The sequence below is a fragment of the Microbispora sp. CSR-4 genome, assembly GCF_008033685.1.
In the GTDB taxonomy this organism is placed as follows: domain Bacteria; phylum Actinomycetota; class Actinomycetes; order Streptosporangiales; family Streptosporangiaceae; genus Microbispora.
The window spans coordinates 72,701-90,674 of sequence record NZ_VJVX01000014.1 but is presented as its reverse complement, the minus strand read 5'-3'; the positions used below and the strand labels follow the sequence as shown (position 1 = coordinate 90,674).

At 71.9% G+C, this 17,974-nt stretch carries 20 protein-coding genes; 10 read left to right on the top strand and 10 right to left on the bottom strand.

Annotated features, from left to right (window positions below; genetic code table 11):
* Positions 1-61: 61 nt before the first annotated feature.
* Positions 62-1,438: an FAD-binding oxidoreductase gene (locus tag FLV34_RS13460; protein WP_147943237.1), complete on the top strand. Its 1,377-nt coding sequence runs from the start codon at positions 62-64 to the stop codon at positions 1,436-1,438.
* A gap of 10 nt (positions 1,439-1,448) precedes the next feature.
* Positions 1,449-2,222 (top strand): DUF429 domain-containing protein, encoded by a 774-nt coding sequence (locus FLV34_RS13455; RefSeq protein WP_147943236.1) that lies wholly within the window; start codon positions 1,449-1,451, stop codon positions 2,220-2,222.
* A gap of 58 nt (positions 2,223-2,280) precedes the next feature.
* On the opposite strand, the gene FLV34_RS13450 is transcribed toward FLV34_RS13455, so the two are convergent.
* Both FLV34_RS13450 and FLV34_RS13445 read right to left on the bottom strand, forming a co-directional pair.
* Entirely contained in the window at positions 2,281-3,036 is a 756-nt protein-coding gene (locus FLV34_RS13450; RefSeq protein WP_147943235.1) for an SRPBCC domain-containing protein, read from the bottom strand.
* Positions 3,036-3,638, bottom strand: a complete 603-nt coding sequence (locus FLV34_RS13445; RefSeq protein WP_185948917.1) for a helix-turn-helix domain-containing protein — start codon at positions 3,636-3,638, stop codon at positions 3,036-3,038. The genes FLV34_RS13450 and FLV34_RS13445 overlap by 1 nt, the downstream gene beginning before the upstream one ends.
* A 130-nt stretch (positions 3,639-3,768) precedes the next feature.
* On the opposite strand from FLV34_RS13445, the gene FLV34_RS13440 reads away from it, so the two are divergent.
* Entirely contained in the window at positions 3,769-4,284 is a 516-nt protein-coding gene (locus FLV34_RS13440) for a hypothetical protein (RefSeq protein WP_142645635.1), read from the top strand.
* On the opposite strand, the gene FLV34_RS13435 is transcribed toward FLV34_RS13440, so the two are convergent.
* The 4 genes from FLV34_RS13435 to FLV34_RS13420 all read right to left on the bottom strand — a co-directional run bounded on the left by FLV34_RS13435 (position 4,275) and on the right by FLV34_RS13420 (position 8,785).
* Positions 4,275-5,045 (bottom strand): hypothetical protein, encoded by a 771-nt coding sequence (locus tag FLV34_RS13435; protein WP_142645634.1) that lies wholly within the window; start codon positions 5,043-5,045, stop codon positions 4,275-4,277. The genes FLV34_RS13440 and FLV34_RS13435 overlap by 10 nt on opposite strands.
* 5 nt (positions 5,046-5,050) lie before the next feature.
* Positions 5,051-7,186: a hypothetical protein gene (locus FLV34_RS13430; RefSeq protein ID WP_142645633.1), complete on the bottom strand. Its 2,136-nt coding sequence runs from the start codon at positions 7,184-7,186 to the stop codon at positions 5,051-5,053.
* Positions 7,186-7,998: a hypothetical protein gene (locus FLV34_RS13425; RefSeq protein WP_142645632.1), complete on the bottom strand. Its 813-nt coding sequence runs from the start codon at positions 7,996-7,998 to the stop codon at positions 7,186-7,188. The genes FLV34_RS13430 and FLV34_RS13425 overlap by 1 nt, the downstream gene beginning before the upstream one ends.
* A gap of 76 nt (positions 7,999-8,074) precedes the next feature.
* Positions 8,075-8,785, bottom strand: a complete 711-nt coding sequence (locus tag FLV34_RS13420; RefSeq protein ID WP_142645631.1) for a Crp/Fnr family transcriptional regulator — start codon at positions 8,783-8,785, stop codon at positions 8,075-8,077.
* Between the two features lie 170 nt (positions 8,786-8,955).
* Between FLV34_RS13420 and FLV34_RS13415 the strand changes: the two genes are divergently transcribed.
* The 3 genes from FLV34_RS13415 to FLV34_RS13405 all read left to right on the top strand — a co-directional run bounded on the left by FLV34_RS13415 (position 8,956) and on the right by FLV34_RS13405 (position 12,218).
* A complete protein-coding gene (locus FLV34_RS13415) occupies positions 8,956-9,573 on the top strand; it encodes a hypothetical protein (RefSeq protein ID WP_142645630.1) in 618 nt (205 codons plus the stop codon).
* Between the two features lie 22 nt (positions 9,574-9,595).
* Complete coding sequence (locus FLV34_RS13410) at positions 9,596-9,880, top strand: hypothetical protein (protein ID WP_147943234.1); 285 nt, start codon at positions 9,596-9,598, stop codon at positions 9,878-9,880.
* Between the two features lie 157 nt (positions 9,881-10,037).
* Positions 10,038-12,218, top strand: coding sequence for a S8 family serine peptidase (locus FLV34_RS13405; protein ID WP_147943233.1), 2,181 nt, complete (start codon positions 10,038-10,040; stop codon positions 12,216-12,218).
* A gap of 262 nt (positions 12,219-12,480) precedes the next feature.
* Here FLV34_RS13405 and FLV34_RS13400 read toward each other — a convergent pair whose 3' ends face one another.
* Entirely contained in the window at positions 12,481-12,750 is a 270-nt protein-coding gene (locus FLV34_RS13400; protein WP_142645627.1) for a DUF1876 domain-containing protein, read from the bottom strand.
* A gap of 157 nt (positions 12,751-12,907) precedes the next feature.
* On the opposite strand from FLV34_RS13400, the gene FLV34_RS13395 reads away from it, so the two are divergent.
* A complete protein-coding gene (locus FLV34_RS13395; protein WP_142645626.1) occupies positions 12,908-13,768 on the top strand; it encodes a universal stress protein in 861 nt (286 codons plus the stop codon).
* A 333-nt stretch (positions 13,769-14,101) separates the two neighbouring features.
* On the opposite strand, the gene FLV34_RS13390 is transcribed toward FLV34_RS13395, so the two are convergent.
* Positions 14,102-14,533 carry an Hsp20/alpha crystallin family protein gene (locus FLV34_RS13390; protein ID WP_142645625.1) on the bottom strand — a complete coding sequence of 144 codons (432 nt, stop codon included), beginning with the start codon at positions 14,531-14,533 and terminating at the stop codon, positions 14,102-14,104.
* Between the two features lie 101 nt (positions 14,534-14,634).
* Between FLV34_RS13390 and FLV34_RS13385 the strand changes: the two genes are divergently transcribed.
* Together FLV34_RS13385 and FLV34_RS13380 are read left to right on the top strand one after the other, a co-directional pair.
* Positions 14,635-15,318 carry a bifunctional 2-polyprenyl-6-hydroxyphenol methylase/3-demethylubiquinol 3-O-methyltransferase UbiG gene (locus FLV34_RS13385; RefSeq protein ID WP_142645624.1) on the top strand — a complete coding sequence of 228 codons (684 nt, stop codon included), beginning with the start codon at positions 14,635-14,637 and terminating at the stop codon, positions 15,316-15,318.
* Between the two features lie 40 nt (positions 15,319-15,358).
* Positions 15,359-15,757, top strand: coding sequence for a cupin domain-containing protein (locus tag FLV34_RS13380; protein WP_142645623.1), 399 nt, complete (start codon positions 15,359-15,361; stop codon positions 15,755-15,757).
* Here the strand turns inward: FLV34_RS13380 and FLV34_RS13375 are convergent, their stop codons facing one another.
* Both FLV34_RS13375 and FLV34_RS13370 read right to left on the bottom strand, forming a co-directional pair.
* On the bottom strand, positions 15,758-16,300 hold the full coding sequence (locus FLV34_RS13375; protein WP_222709494.1) for a hypothetical protein: 543 nt from the start codon (positions 16,298-16,300) through the stop codon (positions 15,758-15,760).
* Between the two features lie 318 nt (positions 16,301-16,618).
* Positions 16,619-16,909 (bottom strand): hypothetical protein, encoded by a 291-nt coding sequence (locus tag FLV34_RS13370; RefSeq protein ID WP_142645621.1) that lies wholly within the window; start codon positions 16,907-16,909, stop codon positions 16,619-16,621.
* Positions 16,910-17,062: 153 nt separating this feature from the next.
* Here FLV34_RS13370 and ppgK point away from each other — a divergent pair, with 153 nt between their 5' ends.
* Positions 17,063-17,821, top strand: a complete 759-nt coding sequence (ppgK, locus tag FLV34_RS13365; protein ID WP_147943232.1) for a polyphosphate--glucose phosphotransferase — start codon at positions 17,063-17,065, stop codon at positions 17,819-17,821.
* The last annotated feature ends 153 nt before the right edge of the window (positions 17,822-17,974 follow it).

Here is a 17,974-nt window from a genome sequence, read left to right as displayed (position 1 = left end):
ACACCAAGACGCGGCTGCGACAACTGTCACTGTCACAGCAAGCGACATCAGAAGGACGGACATGCACAGCACCATCGAAGACGCGCTGCGGGGACAGGTCGCCGGCCGGGTCCTGGTCGCGGGACAGGACGGGTTCGAGGAGGAGGCCGCCGGGTTCAACCTCGCCGTGCGCCACCGGCCCGCCGTGATCGTCGCGGCGCGGGACGCCGGCGACGTGGCAGCGGCCGTACGGCTCGCCGCCGCGCACGGGCTGCCCGTGGCCGTGCAGGCGACCGGCCACGGCGCCGTGCAGGCGGCCGACGGCGCGGTCCTGATCAGCACCCGCGCGATGCGGGAGGGCGTGGTGGACCCCTCCGCCCGCACCGCCACGATCGCGGCCGGCTGCACGTGGGGCGAGGTCATCGCCGCCGCCGCGCCGTACGGCCTGGCCCCGGTGTGCGGCTCGGCGACCGGCGTCGGCGTGGTCGGCTTCACGCTCGGCGGCGGCATCGGGCCGATCGCCCGCACTTTCGGGTTCGCGGCCGACCACGTGCGGGAGCTCACCGTCGTCACCGGTGACGGTGTGGTGCGCACCGCCGACGCGGTCCGCGAGCCCGACCTGTTCTGGGCGCTGCGCGGCGGCAAGGCCGGGTTCGGCGTCGTCACCTCGATCACCGTGGACCTGCTGCCGCTCACCGGCCTGTACGGCGGCGGCCTGTTCTACGCGGCCGAGGACGCCGGGCGGGTCCTGCACGCCTACCGCGGCTGGGCCGGCACGCTGCCGGAGACCACCGGCACGTCGGTCGCGCTGCTGCGCCTGCCCCCGCTGCCCGAGCTGCCGCCGCAGCTCAGCGGCAGGTTCGTCGTCCACCTGCGGGTCGCCCACGTGGGGGAGGGACAGGAGGCCGAGGCGCTGCTGGCCCCCATGCGGGCCGTGGCCGAGCCGGTGCTCGACGCCGTCGGGCCCCTGCCGTACACGGCGATCGACTCCATCCACCAGGACCCGACGCAGCCCATGCCGGTCGTGGAGCGGGGCGCGCTGCTGCGCGAGCTGACGGCCGAGACCGTGGACGCGCTGCTCGCGGCCGCCGGCCCGGCCGCGCAGGTTCCGCTCGCCGTGGTCGAGCTGCGCCAGCTCGGCGGCGCGCTCGCCCGTCAGCCCGCGGAGCCCAACGCCGTGGGCGGGCGCGACGCCGCCTTCACGCTGCTGGCCGTCGGCGCGCCGGTGCCGGAGCTGATGGACACGGCCGTCCCCGCGGCCGTACGGGCCGTGATCGAGGCCCTCGCGCCCTGGTCGACCGGCGGCGCACAGATCAACTTCCAGGGCGGCGCGCTGGCTCCCGAGCAGATCTCGCGGGCCTGGCCGGAGGAGACGCTGCGGCGGCTGGCGAAGCTGCGCGAGGTCTACGACCCGGCGAACCTGTTCCGCTTCGGCCACGTCGTCCCCCGGCAGGGCTGAGCATGGTCGTGTGAAGAATGCTCGTGTGCTCGGCGTCGACGCGTGCAGGGCGGGCTGGATCGGGGTGATCCCGCCCGCCGGGGGCGGCGGTGCGGCGCGTGCCTGCTTCGCGCCGCGCATCGCGGACCTGGTCGCCCAGGCCGACGTGGACGGCGAGGTCGCCGTCGTGGCGGTGGACATGCCGATCGGCCTGCCCGACGGTCTCCCCGGCGGACCCGGCGGACCCGGCGGACCCGGCGGACCCGGCGGCCCTGGCCCTGGGAGCCGGGGCCGGGGCCGCCGCCGGGCGGACGTGCTGGCGCGGGCGGAGCTCGGCCCCCGGTGGCGGTCGGTGTTCATGACCCCGGCGCGTGCCGCGATCGAGGCGGACGACTACGCCACGGCCGTGGCCGTCAACCGTCGGCTGACCGGCGAGGGCGTCTCCCGCCAGGCGTACGGGCTCAGGGAGAAGCTGCTGGAGGTCGAGCGCTGGGTGCGGGAGACGGGCAGGCGCGTCGTGGAGATCCACCCCGAGCTGAGCTTCGCCCGGCTCGCCGGGGCGCCCCTGCCGCACCCGAAGACGACGTGGGCGGGCGCCGAACGGCGATGCGAACTGCTGGCATCGGCGGGCGTCGTGCTCGCGGGCGACCTCGGCCCGGCCGGGGCGGCGGCTGGAGTGGACGATGTGCTCGACGCGGGCGCCGCCGCCTGGACGGCCCTGCGGGTGGCGTCCGGGGAGGCGCGGCCGCTGCCCGATCCTCCCGAGGTCTTCTCCGACGGCATCCCCTGCGCCATCTGGGCCTGAGCACGGAGCCGTACGCCGCGCGCCCCAGAGGCGCGGCGTACGGCCGGGCTCACGAGGGTCAGGGGAAGAGCCGGGAAAGCCAGGACCGCCAGGCGGCCTCGACCTGCTCCTGGTCGGCGTCCTCGGCGAAGACATGGTGTCCGAGGACCACCACGTTCCCCCGCTTCGGGCCGGAGTGGATGAACCGGTAGAGCCCGTCGGCGGTCCGCACGCCGAGGAAGCCCGGGAAGCCGGTGTAGTCGACCACCCCGTCCTCCGGCGGCAGCCCGTCCACCGCGAGCCGTACGGGGTCGCCCAGCCGGACCGTGGCAGGCAGGCCCAGCGCGTCCTTGATCGCCGTCCAGGCCGGCTCGCTCTCGGCCGCCTGGGGGCGTGCGGCGGACACGACCGTGACCGGGCGCCCGCGGAAGTAGGTGAGGTATTGGACCAGCTTGTGCAGGTACATGTCCCAGCCGACGCCCATCGCCTCGAACTCGGTCTCCCAGTCGTCGCCGAGGAAGCCGTGCTGCACCAGGCGCAGGACCGTGCTGCCGTGCTCGCGCCCCTCGATGAGATATTCCATCGCCGTGAACGTGCCGTCGGGGTTCTCGTCACTGCGGAACGCGAACCGCTTGCCGGGCTCGTACGAGGTCACGGTGGTGCTCTCGCTGTTGCCGAACATGGTGAACCGGCCGCGGCCGCCCTCGACGGGCTCGATCTCGGTGCGTCCCATGAACCAGGAGTCCACCCCCGGACCGGTGGCGATCGCCTCCCAGACCTGGTCGGGGGTCGCGTCCAGCTCGATTTCCTTGTGCAGCTCGAACTCGTGCGGCACTAGCGCTCCTCGGTGTCGGCCGTCCGGGGGACGGCGGGATGGACGGCGACGACCAGACGGTGCTCGCGCCCGCCTTCGGCCGAGTCGTCGTGATACTTGGTCACGAGCGCGGCCACGGCGGCCGACAGCTCCTCGGCGAACGCGGCGCGGTCGGCGGCGGAGGCGAAGCGCACCCTGCCGTCGATGGCGAACGTCGCGAGCTTCTTGCGTGCCTGGGACGCTCCCACGATCAGCGTGCCCACGTCGCGTACGAGCTGGGCGGCGAGCGCCAGCAGCCACCGCGCCGACAGCCGGTCGGGTGAGCGCGACGGGTCGGGCGCGACCGACGCGAGCGCGGCGGGGGAGATCACGAACGACGCCGCCGTCGCCCGCATGACCCGTTCGTTGACGTTGCCCTTGCGGCGCTCCTCGACCAGCTCGACGAGGCCGTGCCGCTCCAGGGTCTTGAGGTGGTAGTTCACCTTCTGCCTCGGCAGCCCCACCTTGGCCGCCAGCATCGTCGCCGAGTTGGGTTCCGTAAGCTCGGCGAGCAACCGCGCCCGCATCGGATCGAGCGACGCCTCCGCCGCGGCCGGGTCCTCGATCACCGCCACGTCTTTCATGCCCAAAGCATCGCTCCCGACAAACTAATTTGTCAAGGCAAACAGAGATGTCGGTGTTGAACCCGCACTCATGCGGTCCTACGTAGCCGGATCGGCGATTCACTCGAAGACGACGATCAGGAGGGTTCGTATGGGCAGGCGCAAGGACGAATTGACCCCCGTCGAGGCGTTGACGGTGGCGCTCACCACGGTCGGCACCTTTCAGGGATACGTGCAGCATGCCGACGCCAAGGTCGCCACCGTCACCACCGTGCATCTCGGGGCGGCGGCGGTGGCGGCGACGCAGATGGGGGCGCTGGCCGGCCTGCGCGCGCCGGGAGCGCCCATCGCCCTGGGAGTGGTCGCCGTTGTGCTGGTCACGCTCTACGTCGCAGGCTTCCTCGTCGCCGGCTATCACCTCGTGCAGGGCTTACGTCCTCGCCTGGACGGGCCTGCCGGGCCCAACAGGTTCGGCCTGGCCGGTCCGGGAAGCGGACCGTCGCGGGTGAGCGCCCCACAGCAGGAACGGGAGGCGTGGCTCCTCGCAGGCACGCTGGCCGAACTGAGCCGTGAGAAGCACCGCAGGGTGGGACGAGCGCTGCCGTGGACGGCCCTCATGCTCGTCGCCACCCTGCTGTGGCTCGCCCTGGGAGCCCTCTATGGCTGACCGAAGCCGCTCGGCAGCAGCGGATCGGGGTCGAGGGGTGGAACCGCCAATCCCAGCGCGGTCATCGCACCCCGCAGCGCAGTCTCGCTGCCGAGCAGCAAGTCCAGGAGGTTGCCCCTCTCATGGAGGGTCATCAGCTTGTCGAGCTTCTGGATGAAGTGAGCGGCCGTGTCCTCGCTCTTGTCCAGCATCTCCGCGATGATCTCGGCCTTGGCCTGCGGTTGTTCGGCCAGGCGCATGGCATATCTGGTCAGCTCGCTCGTGCGGGCCCCGGTGAGGAACCGTTCCCAGGCGGCCCGGACCTCTTCGGCCGTCTCCGCCCGACGTTTCGCCTCCGCGACATCGCAGTCGATCTCGTAGAGACGGCGTGCCCGTGCCTGTTGCAGGGCACGCAACTCCTCGCAGGGCCGCACCTCCGCCTGCGCCGTCCATCGCAGGAGCACCCGCCTGTTATGTACCGGAAGCCCTCGGAGAAGAACGTTCAGCGCGTCGTTCACCTCGTGCTCGGCGCTCTCCGGGTGGTACGGCGAGTGCCGCCGTGTGATCGCCCGCGTCTCGGCCCGTACGCGTCCCTGGACATGGTCGCGCTCGGCGGCGTCAGGACCTTCCGGCCGGCGCCTGCCGCTCGCGGACCAGGACAGCGTGACCGTAACGTCGAAGTCGAAGACGTCCCCTCGCGTCGGGGCGGTGAACGAGAACTCGCTCACGTTCTCCGCCGTGTCGAGGCCCCTGGCGGGCATGTGGTATCGGATGAGCCACATGACGTTCAACTCCCTTCGATGAGCGCCGCGACCCGGGCGGCGACTTCGGCGTCGACTTTTCCAATCCGGCTCCAGAGCCGGAGATGGAAGGACAGGGACATCCGCAGCTCCCCGGGCGGCCGGGTAAGCACCTCGGAGAGGACGCGCCGGACTCCGGCGTCCGCCTCCCACCTGCCGAGCCAGTCGCTCAGCAGGTCCCACGCCTCCGGTGTGAGCGCTGCGTCTTCTCCGCGGGTGACGCCGTGGAGAAGGATGTGGCGCCACAGCGCCACGAGATCGTCTGCCGCGCCGGGATCCGCAGCCAGGTCGATGACCCGGATCGCGTCGGGGGACGCGAGCAGTCGCACGAACGCGAGGGCGGCGGCTCGGCCCGGCCACTTCGACTCGGGATCGGCCGACCATTCCACGAGGGCGGAGATGATCCTCCGGGTGTTCTCCGGGACCTCGGCGTTCTCGGTGTCCTGATGGATCTGGGAGACGGCGCGGGCGACGCTCTCGGCGAGAACGTAGCCCGACGTCTTCGCGATGTCGCGGAGAACGCGCAGGGCCTCCTCGACATGGCGTGCTCCCAGCCACGAACCGCAGGCGCGGATCACCACGGATTGGGCTCTTCGGCCGTTGCGGGCCCAGCGGCCCAGGCACTCGAGAACCCTCGGCTCCACCTGCGGGTCGCGGGCCGCCGAGACGAGCGCCCAGGCGGCCAGTTCGCGTCGCTCGAACTCTTTGCTGTCCCGCCACTCCTCGAGGAAGCGGTCACAGATGGCGTGGAAGTCGTAGGTGGCCAGAAGCCCGATGGCCTCGGCCGCCTTCATCCGCGTGCCGAACTCTTCGTTCTCCGTCAGCTGGTGCAGCCACGCCAGCAGTGGCTCGTGGATCGTGGGCTGCTCCTCCCAGACGACCCGCAGGATCGAACCGGCCATCGGGGGCTCGTCGAACTCGACGACCTGCCCGTCGCCGCCCTGCCCCGTCTCCTTGACCCTGATACCCGTGTCCTCGGTCCAGTCGCTGAGCCACTCCCACATGTGGTGCCGTCGCGGCTGCTCGACGGTCGTCTGCCGAGCCAGTTCCTCCTCGATGAGAGTCGCCAGCCTCAGGGTCTGCGTGGCGACGACGGCCGCCGCTGATCCGCTGAGAACAGAGCCGGCGATCAGGAAGCTGCGCGCCCTCCGGGGCGTCTCCCTGGCGAGCAGAGTCCTCGCTCTGAGGCGTCTCTGTTCGGGCAGCGCCTCCAGGATCTCGCCGACGGACCGGCCGCGCAGGAGGCCGGTCGCCACCTGCAGGGCCAGAGCGCGCGCCTCGCGAGGACGCCGGTAGCGCGCCAGCTTCTCCCGGACGAGTTCGTCGGCCGCCGTCTTGTCGGCCCGCTCCTGGGGGTGGGCCTCGCCGCCCTCGCACAGCTCGTGGACCAGCCAGTTGGCGAACACGTTGTCCAGCGGAGGCGGCTCGTGTCGCACGGTCCAGTCGTGCTCGGGGAACCCGGGGCCGGCCAGAACGACGATGCGGGCCCCGGCCCGCTCGGCGACTCTGCACAGGTGTCCGAGCACCTGGTCGGCATGGCCGCTCCAGGTGGCGTCGTCACCCCCTGTCACGATGTACCCCGTCGCGTCGCGTAGGTCGGCGGCGACGAGGCGTAAAGGGTCCCGCCCGAGATGAAGCCAGGCGAGACGCCCGTCGTCACCGGTCCACCGGGCCAGGGCGGCCAGAGCGGCAGTGGGCTGCCCGCTGTGCGGTTCTCCGCGCAGGAGCAGCACATGCTCGTCGTGAAGACGCCGAGACAGCATGCCGGAGGACTCGGTCGGCGCATGGCAGCGACGGACGATGCCGACAGTACGGGCGGGAACCCCGACCGTACGCACCGCCTTGTCGTCCTGGGACCAGCCGATGAAGTACTGGTCCCGCCCTGCGGCGTTGACCGTGCCGCCGTCGGAAGCTCGGTGGGAGGCTCCCGCGATGTCGTCGCCGCCGATAACGGTGTCGGCGTAGAGGGCGTCCAGATTCTGCGCGGAGATCCTGCTTTGCTTCCTCTGATCGCTGAGCTCCTCGCGCAGGTCACGCTGGGTGCTCTGCTCCGCGACTCTGCCGGGCTTGTGCTCCTTTCCGCCGGGCTCCGGTTCGCGAGTGGGGGCTTCGGGCTCAGCCATCATCGCCCCTCGTGCCAGGGGTGGGTGTGCTGATCTCCGCCGACGACGTTGACGGTGCCGCCGCCGCTCGCACGGTGCGAGGAACCGCCGATCTGGTCGCCGTAGACGATCGCGGAGGCACGCGGCAGATCTCTGCCGTGGTCCTCGGCAGCCTCAGCATGGCCCGTATCGGGCGTCTCCGGGCCCTCGGGATCGAGAAGGTCCAGGGCGCCGAGCCCGCCGACATCGTGACCGGGCACGTGCAGGTACGCGGTGCAGGAGTGCTCCTTCACCTTCACCTGGACGGGCCGGTAGGCACCCGGCTCGCCCAGCCCCTGGCTGATGTAGTCGTCGTATACGCGGTCGGAGACGATGAGCGCCAGGTCGGCGGCCGGGCAGGCGTCGAGGGCCCGCCGCACCGGGGCGGAGTCGAGGAGCCGGGCTTGTTGTACGGCGTGGCCGCCGGCGACCCCGTTGGCGGCGCCCAGATGAACGGGACCGAAGTGGACGGCCATGCGCAGGCGCATGCGGGTCCAGAACTGCCCGGCGTGGCGCCGGTTGTACAGGCCGAGCTGCCCGTCCAGCTCGCGGACGAACCCGCCGACCAGAACACCGAGGTGCGCGTGGGGCGGGAGCCAGGAGAACTCGCCGTCCCCTTGAGGCTGACGCTCGGCCCACGCCGACCTGTCGAGACCGGCCTCGGCCGCGGCGGCGTCGAGCACCCGGACGAGGGCTTCCTGGAGGTGGAGTTGCTGCTGGTCGTTGCGCCCGCTGTACTTCTCGATGTCCACCGCGATCATCGCGTGCGAGGTGGGCATGGGAGGGTGACTCATCGTGCCTCCTGACTGGGGTGTCGGCCGGACCACGATGACTCCGGCGGGCTTCACCGAGCCCGCATTGATGCGGCTTTCAACCGGGAGATTGGAGCCGCAGGTCGGCGAAGTCGGTCAGGGCGTCGAGGTCCCTGATGACCACGCCCCGGTGCCGTTGCCGCACGAGGCCGCGGGCGGTCAGGTCGTGTATCGCCTTCTGCACCGTGCGTTCCTTGATACCGATGAGCTCGCCCAGTTCGGCCTGGGTGACCGGCACTCCGATGTCGATGCCTTCACGGTGGGGCCGCCCGTGCCGTACGGCGAGATCGACCAGGATCCGGGCCAGGCAGACGTCGGCCTCGTATCCCGCGAAGTCGAGACGCCGGCGGTTCGCGAACCGCAAACGGTCGATCGCGACCTTGCTGAGGACGGCGGCGACTTCGGGGGAGCGGGAGAGATGAGCGGTGAAGATGGAACCCTTCAGCACACAGACGAGGGATCGCTTACAGGTGGTCACCGTGGCCGCTCGCGGGTGGTCCGTCAGTGCGGCCATCTCGCCCACGACGTCGCCGTCCGCCCGGATCGACAGGAGCGTCCTGGAGCCGTTCTCCGCGAGCGCCGTGACCTTCACCAGCGCGTCGACCAGCAGGTAGACCGAATGTCCTGGGTCGCCCTCCCGGATCAGGACGTGCCGGTTCGGATACGTCAGCAGGGAGCCGAGACGGAGGAGTTCCTCACGTGCTCGGGCCGGAAGCAGGCCGAGGAACGATCCACGTAACCAGGTGCGCCGCTCAGCGCTCTGTGTCATACCGCCACCTCCAAGCCGGAGTATGACCGGCGCGGTTCGTCACGTCACCGAGCCCGAGTGCCAAATCGGCCTTATCTACTCATTACGCCTATAACGTTGTGCGACGGATCTGTCACGCGATGTAATCACATCGGCGATGGGTCGGACCTACTGGCTCCGAAGGAGTGAATATGACGTTCACAGCTATGAACCCCACGACCATGGCGACCACGCTGGGGTACGGCGCTCAGCACCAGATCTCGCCCCTGCAGCAGCTCGGCCAGCAGATCCCGGGCATGCAGCACCAGCTGTCGCCGCTCGCGATGCTTCAGCAGCAGGAGGAGCAGATCCTCCCGCAGGAGCACCTCGTGAGCCCGGTGACCTTCTGGACCAAGGTCGCGCGGTGCAGCGTGCGTTACGGCGCTCCCGCGGCCCGCCAGATGCTGGAGGGTGTGCTCTACCAGCACCAGATCCGCGAGCAGATCCAGCAGCAGGTTCAGCAGCAGGTGCTCCCGCCGCAGGTTCTGCAGGCCCTCCAGGCCATCCAGGCCCAGGCCCAGCAGCTCCCGCAGGTTTACGGCCAGCCGTACGCCGCCCAGGCGTACGCGCAGCACCCCGGCCAGCAGGCCCTGCAGCTCGGCATTCAGCCCGTCATGCCCCAGCACCTCCAGGCGGCGTACGGGCAGCAGGTGCCGCTGACCATGCAGCCGCTGTCGCAGGTCTACGGCCAGGGCTACGGCCAGGGTTACGGCCAGCTGCACCAGCAGGCCGCTCAGCAGGTCCCGGTGCCGGCCGGTGCCGCACTCTGATCGGAGGAACACCGTGGAGTCGATGGGTCCCGGGATGGGTCCGGTGACGCCCCCGGCCGTGGGAGTCGCGATGGGGCATCCGGCGCCGGTCGCGCCGCTTCAGGCGCACTGCGCCATGACGCTCCAGCGGCTGTACGGCTGGCTGCAGGCGTCACTCCCGCAGGCGCCCCAGGTCGCGGGGATCGTCCCGCTGCTGGTGCAGGCGGTACAGCTGTACCGGGCCGGGAGGTACGACGCGTGCCTGGCGCAGATCCAGTTCGCGCTCGGCGCCGTCGCCCCCGGACGGCCCATGGTTCCACTGCTGTGACGTGATCACCTCGGTGGCCCGGACCGGTCGGCGGCCGGTCCGGGCCCCCGCCGTCCCGAGACCGGCGAAATGTGATGACAGAGCCTGAACTGCCGTTCGTGCCCCCACGGGGCGCGGCCGGCCACACCAGCCTGAGCTGGGGAGAGTCGAGACGTTTGTGACCAGTAACGACAAGCCCAAGGACGGAAGCGAGGAGCCGCGCCCGGCGTCCCCGCGGGGGCGGCAGGCGTCCCGTCAGGCGCCGCAGCCGGTGGAGCCCCGGCCACGGCGCTACATGGTGGCCGCGCTGCCCCAGCCGCATCCGGCGGCGCCGGGAGCGGCCGTGCCGGCTCTCGACGGCGACACGGTGCGCAGGCTTCTGGAGGACGACCCCGAGGTGCGCGTGTTGCGCCGCCTGCGGGGAACGGCGGGGAACCCGGGGGCTCAGGCTCCCGGGTTCCCCGCTGTGGTCGTGGCGGAGATGACCGCGGAGCACGTCGAGGCACTGCGGCGGCAGTATCCGCAGCTCTACTTCGAACGCGACCGGCTCCTCACCTACAGCGACGTGCCCCAGCCGCCGCGCAGGCGGCGGTCCGCCCCGGCGGTGGTGCCGCCGGGCGTGGAGAGCACGTTCACCTTCCTGGTCAGGGACGCGGACGGCACGCCGCTGCCCGGCGCGAGCATCCTGGTGACCGGGCACGGCTGGCCCGCCCAGACGTCCACGGGGGCCGACGGCCGCGCGGTGATCACGGTGGTCGGGGAGACTCCGGAGTCGATCAACGGGGTGACGGTCCGGCCGCGCTCCGGCTACTGGAGCGTCCACATCGACCGCCCGGCGCTGTCCACGACCCGGGACAACCTGATCGAGCCGGTACGCCTGTCGGAGACCTTCGCCGGGTTCCCCGGCAGGCAGGTCTTCGGCTGGGGCCAGCAGGCGATGAACCTCGACCGCCTGCCGCCCACGCTGCGCGGCGCGGGGGTCAGGATCGCGATCATCGACTCCGGGGCCGACGTACGGCACCCCGACCTGCGCGACCGCGTCCACGCCGGTGTCGACCTCGTCGGCGGCGAGCCGGACGGCTGGTCCGTCGACGCCGCCTACCACGGCTCCCACTGCGCGGCCGTCGTCTCGGGGGCCGACGACGGCCGCGGTGTCGTCGGCTTCGCCGTCGAGGCCGAGGTGCACGTCTGCAAGATCTTCCCGGGCGGGCGGTTCAGCGACCTGATCGAGGCGCTCGACTACTGCGTCGAGCAGCGGATCGACGTCGTCAACCTGAGCCTGGCGAGCAGGCATCACTCGCCGCTCGTCGCCGCGAAGATCGACCAGGCGCGCGAGGCGGGGGTGGCGTGCGTGGTGGCCGCCGGCAACGACGGCGGGCCGGTCGGCTTCCCGGGCATCCTGCCGGGCGTGCTGACCGTCGCGGCCGTCGGCAAGGCGGACGCGTTCCCACCCGGCACCGCCCACGAGGCCGAGATCCGCGGGCCGGTGACCGGCGACGGCTTCTTCTCGCCGCGCTTCACCTGTCATGGTCCCGAGATCGACGTGTGCGCCCCGGGTGTGGCCGTCCTGTCGGCCGTACCGCCGGACGGGTACGCCGCGCTGGACGGCACCTCCATGGCCGCGCCGCACGTCGCCGGCCTCGCGGCCCTGGTGCTCGCCCACCACGGCGACTTCCGCGGCCCCTTCAGCGGACGGGACGCACGGCGGGTCGACCACCTCTTCCACATCATCAAGTCGAGTTGCGTGCCGCTGAACCTCGGCGACCTCCACCGCACCGGCGCGGGGATGCCGAACGCGCTGCGCGCCCTCGCCCCGGCCCTCGTGCAGATCACTCCGGAGCCGATCGAGGCCGGCACGCTGCTCGGTCAGCTCACCGCCGAGATGACCGGCGCGGGACTGCTCGTGCCGGCGGCCGGGGGACCGGACGGCGAAGCCGGGCACACGGGCCAGGACGGCCAGGCGGGCCCGGGGGCGCAGCCCGGCATGGCCCCGCAGGCCGCGTACGGCGTGGGCGCCTCGCCCAACGGGCCGGTGCCCGGCGGTCTCGTCACCGGGGGCCGGCGCGGGCGCACCACGTCGACCGGCGGCACCTCGTCGTCAACGGGCCGGGGCGGCACGGGAAGCCGGGGCAAGCGCGGGGGGACGGCCGCCGACCGCCCGTACGCCATCGGACCCGGCGGGGGCCGGACGCCTGGCCGCGCGGCGGGCGACGTCCCGGGGCCTCCCCGTACGGCCAACGGCACGCCGGCCGGCGGGACCGGCCCGGCCGGAGGCGAGCAGGCCGCCATGGCCTGGCTGAGGGAGGAGATGCGGGCCGCTGGGCTCCTCGGCGACGACCCGGCCGACCCCGCGGAATGACACACCGAGATGTAAGACGCCGTGCACTGTGACGCCATGTGATGTGACGCCATGTGATGTGACGCCATGTGATGTGACGCCGTGCGGTTTGGCGCCGTGTGATGCGACGCCGTGCACTGTGACGGCGTGGAACGAGGGCATGGGGCGTGGACTCCCGGGGGACTCCGGCGGAGCCCCCGGGTGCCGGCTCTCCGCTACAGGTCCGCTCTCCGGCGGCGTCCTCCGGCAGGCACAGGCCGCCGCCGGAGAGCGGGCCACGGTCTCAGTACGACTCGTAGGCGGGACCGGCGAGCTGCGCCACGTCCTCCGCGCCGTCCCCGATGAGCTTCGCCCCCAGGTCGGCGAGGGCCCGTCCGGCCGCCAGCTCGTCACCGATCTCGGGCACGGGCCGGTCGGCCGGGTTGCGGCGAGCTCGGCCGACGCTCTCATGGCGTCGTCCCGCGGGCGTGTAGAGCACGGCGGTCGCGGTGGTGACGTCGTCGTTGTCGTCCTCGTTGACGAAGATTTCGACGGTCCAGCGTTTCGATTCCATGTCGGACCACCTCCAGGACTCCAGCATCCCTCTCGGCCGAGTGGCTCCGGCAGCGGCCCCGGGCTGAGGACCTACGACCCTGGAGGGCCATGGCCGCCGGTGGTCACATGGAGAAGGGCTCCAGGCCGGAAGGCCGGTGAGGAAGGAAGGAGCGCCCATGTCCGGCCCGATCATCGTCGGCACCGACGGTTCGCCCGCCGCGACGGCCGCCGTGCGGTGGGCCGCGGACGACGCCGCCCGCCGCGGCTGCCCGCTGCGCTTCGTCTCGGTCGTGGACCACTGGGCCTACGGCATCCCGAAGTTCCCCACCTCGGGCGGCGACCCGCTCACCGCGCACGCCGAGCGGGCGCTGGCCGCCGCCGAGGCCGTGGCCCGCGAACGGCAGCCGGACGTCAAGGTCAGTACGGAGATCATCGAGGGCATCCCCTCCCGCGTCCTGCGGGACAAGGCCAAGGAGGCCGTCGAGATCGTGCTCGGCAGCCGGGGACTGGGCGGCTTCGCCGGCATCGTCCTCGGGTCGGTCAGCACCAACGTCGCCGGGCACGCCCCCTGCCCGGTCGTCGTCGTACGGCCAGGCTGGAGCGGCGAGCGAGGGGAGATCGCGGTGGGCGTGGACGACTCGCCCGAATGCGAGCCCGCCCTGGCGTACGCCTTCGAGCAGGCCAGGGCACAGGGCACCACGCTGCGGGCCGTGCACGCCTGGCACCTGCCCGCCCATCCGCTCGCGCCCGAGATCACCTATGACGTGGAAGAGGTGCGCGAGGCACATCAGCGCGTCACGCGCGAGAAGCCGGCGGACCAGCGGAAGCGGTATCCCGACGTGCCGGTGCGTGAGGAGCTCGCCTACGGGCATCCGGTCGACGCGCTCGTCCAGGCGTCACGCGCGGCGGGCCTGCTCGTGGTCGGCTCCCACGGCAGGGGCGCGGTGGGCTCGGCGATGCTCGGCTCGGTCAGCAGGGGAGTGCTGCACCACGCCGAGTGCCCCGTCGCCGTCGTACGGTCCCCGTCGGCGTCCTGAACCGTGCCCTGAACCTGCCCTGAACCTGCCCTGAACCGAACGCGCCGCCGGAGCCGGCCGGCCGTGAAACCGGACGAAGTGAGCCGGAGTGAGCCCTGAGCGGAGCGCGCCGCGCCTCAAAGCAGGCCCGTGCACGGCGAGCGGGCGAGCCCTGAGCCGTGGCAGTGCGTGCCGTGCCCGGGTGAGTGAGACGCCTGCGCCCCCCGCGACCGTGCGTGCCGCCCCTTGAAGCGAAGCACGAGAAAGCGAGCGGGCGCCGCCGGGCGAACGTCGAGCGGACGAACCCGGGCCCGCCCGCGCGACGCGGACGGGCCCGGTGTTAGCCGCCTCAGCTCAGCTCTTCTTCTTCCCCGGCATTTCGACGGGGATGCGCTTGCGCTCCTCCTTCTCTTGGGCGAGCCGCACGCTCACCTCGAGGATCCCCTTGTCATAGGTGGCCTTCACGTCGTTCTCGTCCACGTTCGGCGGCAGCATGACCGACCGGGTGAAGGATCCGTACCGGAACTCGGTGCGGTGCGCCTGCCGCTCCTCGTGGCGCCGCTCCGCGTGGATGGTCAGCATGCCGTTCGACACGCTGATCTCCACGTCCTTGTCCGGGTCGATCCCGGGCAGTTCGGCGCGCAGCACGTATCGGCCGTTCTCTACGTAGTCCTCAAGCCGCATCTGCTGTCCGGCCATCGGCCGGAGCGCGGCCAGCGGTGCCTCCAGCAGGTCGAACAGGTCGGGAACGAGACCCCTGGACTCGCGTCTCGTCGGAAGGCTCATGCCTGTCACCTCCGGTCCGGAGAACTCATCATTAACGACATACCCGGAAGAAATCGGACAAATCGCCACGATTGGACCGCCCGTGATGCAGGATGGTGATCATGCCGCCAGAACGCATCTATCAAGGCACCGGCCCCGGTCCGATCACTCCGGACGGGTGCGCCGTCGATTACTACGCGATGCTCACGCCCGACGGCGAACCCGAGATCGTCCACGCCGCGATACCGGAGGGCGCCGCGATCCTCGAACTCGGTGCGGGAGCGGGCCGGATCACCCGCGCCCTGCTCGCGCTCGGTCACGAGGTGGTCGCCGTGGACGAGTCGCCCGAGATGCTCGCGCACATCAACGGGGCGGAGACGGTTCTGTCCCGCATCCAGGACCTGTCCCTGGCCCGGATGTTCGACGTGGTCCTGCTGATGTCGTACGTGATCGACACCGCCGACGACGACCTGTGCCGGGCGTTCCTGCGGACCTGCCGCCGCCACGTCGCCCCGGACGGGTGCGTGATCCTCCAGCGCCAGCCGCCCGAGTGGTACGACACGGTGGAGCCGTCGGAGAGGCGCCGCGACGGACGGGTGATCCGCATGAGGGACGTGAGCCGGCCCGAGCCGGATCTGCTCGCCGCGACGATGGAGTATGTCGTGGGGGACCGGCGGTGGACGCACACGTACGTCAGCAGGCGCCGTACGGACGCCCGGTTCGAGGAATTACTGTGCGAGGCCGGGCTCACGATGGAGGGCTTCCTCCACGGCGACCGGCGATGGGTGCGGGCGGTGGCGGCATGACGCGACCGGCCCGTGGTGAAAGCGGTGAAAGGAGTGCGCGATGAGGTTCGTACGCGAAGGTGACATCAAGGCCGTCCGGCCGGGGCCGGAAAGGTTCACCGGCGGCGTGTGGGAGGCCCCGACGCTGGAGGAGGCGGAGCCGGACGGCCTGCGTGCCCAGCGATTCTCCTACGACCCGCAGGCCCGCTCGGGCTGGCACACCCACGACGGGGAGCAGGCGTTGTACGTGCTGTCGGGACGCGGGGTGGTGACGCGCTGGGGCGAGACGACCGGCACGCGCATCGGGCCGGGTGACTGGGTCCACGTGCAGCCGGGCGAGAAGCACTGGCACGGCGCCGTCGACGACGACACGCTGGTGCACATCGCCGTCACGGCGAGCGGCGCGACGCACTGGCACGGGCCGGTGACCGACGAGGAGTATCGCGCCGGCCTCGGCTGATCAGCCGGTGACGATGACGAGGCCGGCCCGGGAGCGCACGTCGTGGCGGGCGTAGTACCGCTCCTCCTGCTCGGCCCAGCGCCGCCAGTGGGGCGCGTACAGTTCACCGTCGCGGGCGAGCGCCCGCGCCCTGCGGATCTCCTCACCGGCCTCCAGCCACACCAGCCCGCTGAGGTACGGCTCCGCCTCGCGGGCGCCGCAGCCCACGCCCTCGATCACGACCGTGTCCGACTCGGGGAGCTCGTGCCAATCGGCGTACCGGCCCCGCGTCCAGTCGTAGCGCCGCCAGCGTGCCCGGCCCCCTCTGCCCAGGGGACGCAGCACCCACTCCAGCAGGGCGTCCACCCCGGCCTGCAGGCCGTCCCAGCCGTCGTACAGGTCGTCCATGCGGACGACCGGCGCGTCGAGCTCCGTGGCCACTGCGGCGGCCAGCGTCGACTTGCCCGCACCCGAGCGTCCCTCGACGGCCAGGACACGGGTGCCGGCCACGCGGGCGGGCCGCGTGCGCAGCCAGCGCGCGACGGCGGCGGGATCGGGGGTCACGCGCGCCGAGCCTAACGGAGCGTCGGCGTGCCGGATCCCGTCGCCTCCGCGTGCCGGCCGCCTGCTCGCAGGAGCGGTGGCGCGCGCGGCCGGACGCGCGGCTCATTCTCCGAGGCCGCTCAGAAGCCGCTCGGAAGCCGCTCGGCTGCCGCTCCAAGGTCGTGGTCGGGATGCCCAGGGCCCGAGCGGGACGCCGGGACCGGCGCGCGGTGCCCGCCGCGGCCACGACACTTCCCGGCGACGCCGGGAGCACGCGAAGCGGCCCGGAGGGACCGGCCGGTCCCTCCGGGCCGCTCGCGGAAACCCTGACCCGGCCCGCTACACGCCGGCGCGGGTGGGGCGGCGGATGTCGCTGCTCTGCTCCTGCCACTCGGGGGTCTCCCGCCCCTTCTCCTCGGTCATCTCCTCGATGCGCAGGGCGATTCCGATCGCGAAGAAGGTCGGCGCCCACTCGCCGACGAACAGCGCCCAGCGGTCGGCGCGCTCGATGCCGGCCGCCTCGAATTTGTTCGAGATGATCCAGGAGGCGATCGACATGCCGATCGACCCCATAGCGGCGCCGTACATCACGCTGGAGCGCAGTCCCATTTTGTGGAGTGTGCTGATCATGCGTGTCCCCCTTGTGGTGTTTTGCCCCGATTCGGGGCGTACCCGGCCTGACCTTCCGTAACCCGGCCGGTCCCGCGAGGCCGTGCGATACTCGCGACCGCGCATGAGGCGGCGGCGGCCGGGTAGCCGTCCGGCCGTACCAGGAGGGGAGTCATGGAAGTTCTGGGCATCGACATCGGCGGTTCCGGGATCAAGGGCGCCACGGTGGACACGGCCGCCGGTGCGCTCACCCGGGAGCGCCTGCGCATCCCCACGCCGCGGCCCGCCGTGCCGGGGGCCGTCGCCCAGGCCGTACGCGAGATCGTGACGCACTTCGACTGGTCCGGCCCGATGGGCGTCACCTTCCCCGGAGTGGTCCTCGACGGGGTCGTCAGAACGGCGGCCAACGTGGACAGGTCGTGGATCGGCGTGAGGGGCTCTGACCTGTTCGGGAAGCAGGCGGTGGTGCTCAACGACGCGGACGCCGCCGGTGTCGCCGAGATGACCTTCGGCGCGGGGCGGGGCCGGCGCGGGGTCGTGCTCGTGCTGACCTTCGGCACCGGCATCGGCAGCGCGCTCTTCGTGGACGGCGTGCTGGTGCCCAACACCGAGTTCGGCCACATCGAGATCCGTGGCAAGGAGGCCGAGCACCGCGCCTCCGACCGGGTGCGCGAGGAGAAGGACCTGAGCTGGGAGAAGTGGGCCCGGCGCGTGGAGGAGTACCTGCGGCGCATGCGCGACCTGCTGTCGCCCACCCTGATCGTCATCGGTGGCGGCGTGAGCAAGAAGGCCGCCAAGTTCCTGCCGTACATCGACCTCGGGGACACCCCGGTGGTGCCCGCCGTGCTGCGCAACGAGGCCGGGATCATCGGCGCGGCGATGGCCGCGGCGGAGGCGGCGCGCACGCCCGTGGCATCCGCGGGGCATCCCTGAGCATCCCCCGACATTCCTTGAGTGATATAAGTCCCTTATTCCTACCTGGACAGCGGGTAATGTCACTGTCATGATGGCCTCATGAACTCCTCGGGGAGGTTGACCCAGCGCCGGCACATCGACCTGCTGCGCGTCTGCGCCGCCGCCTGTTGA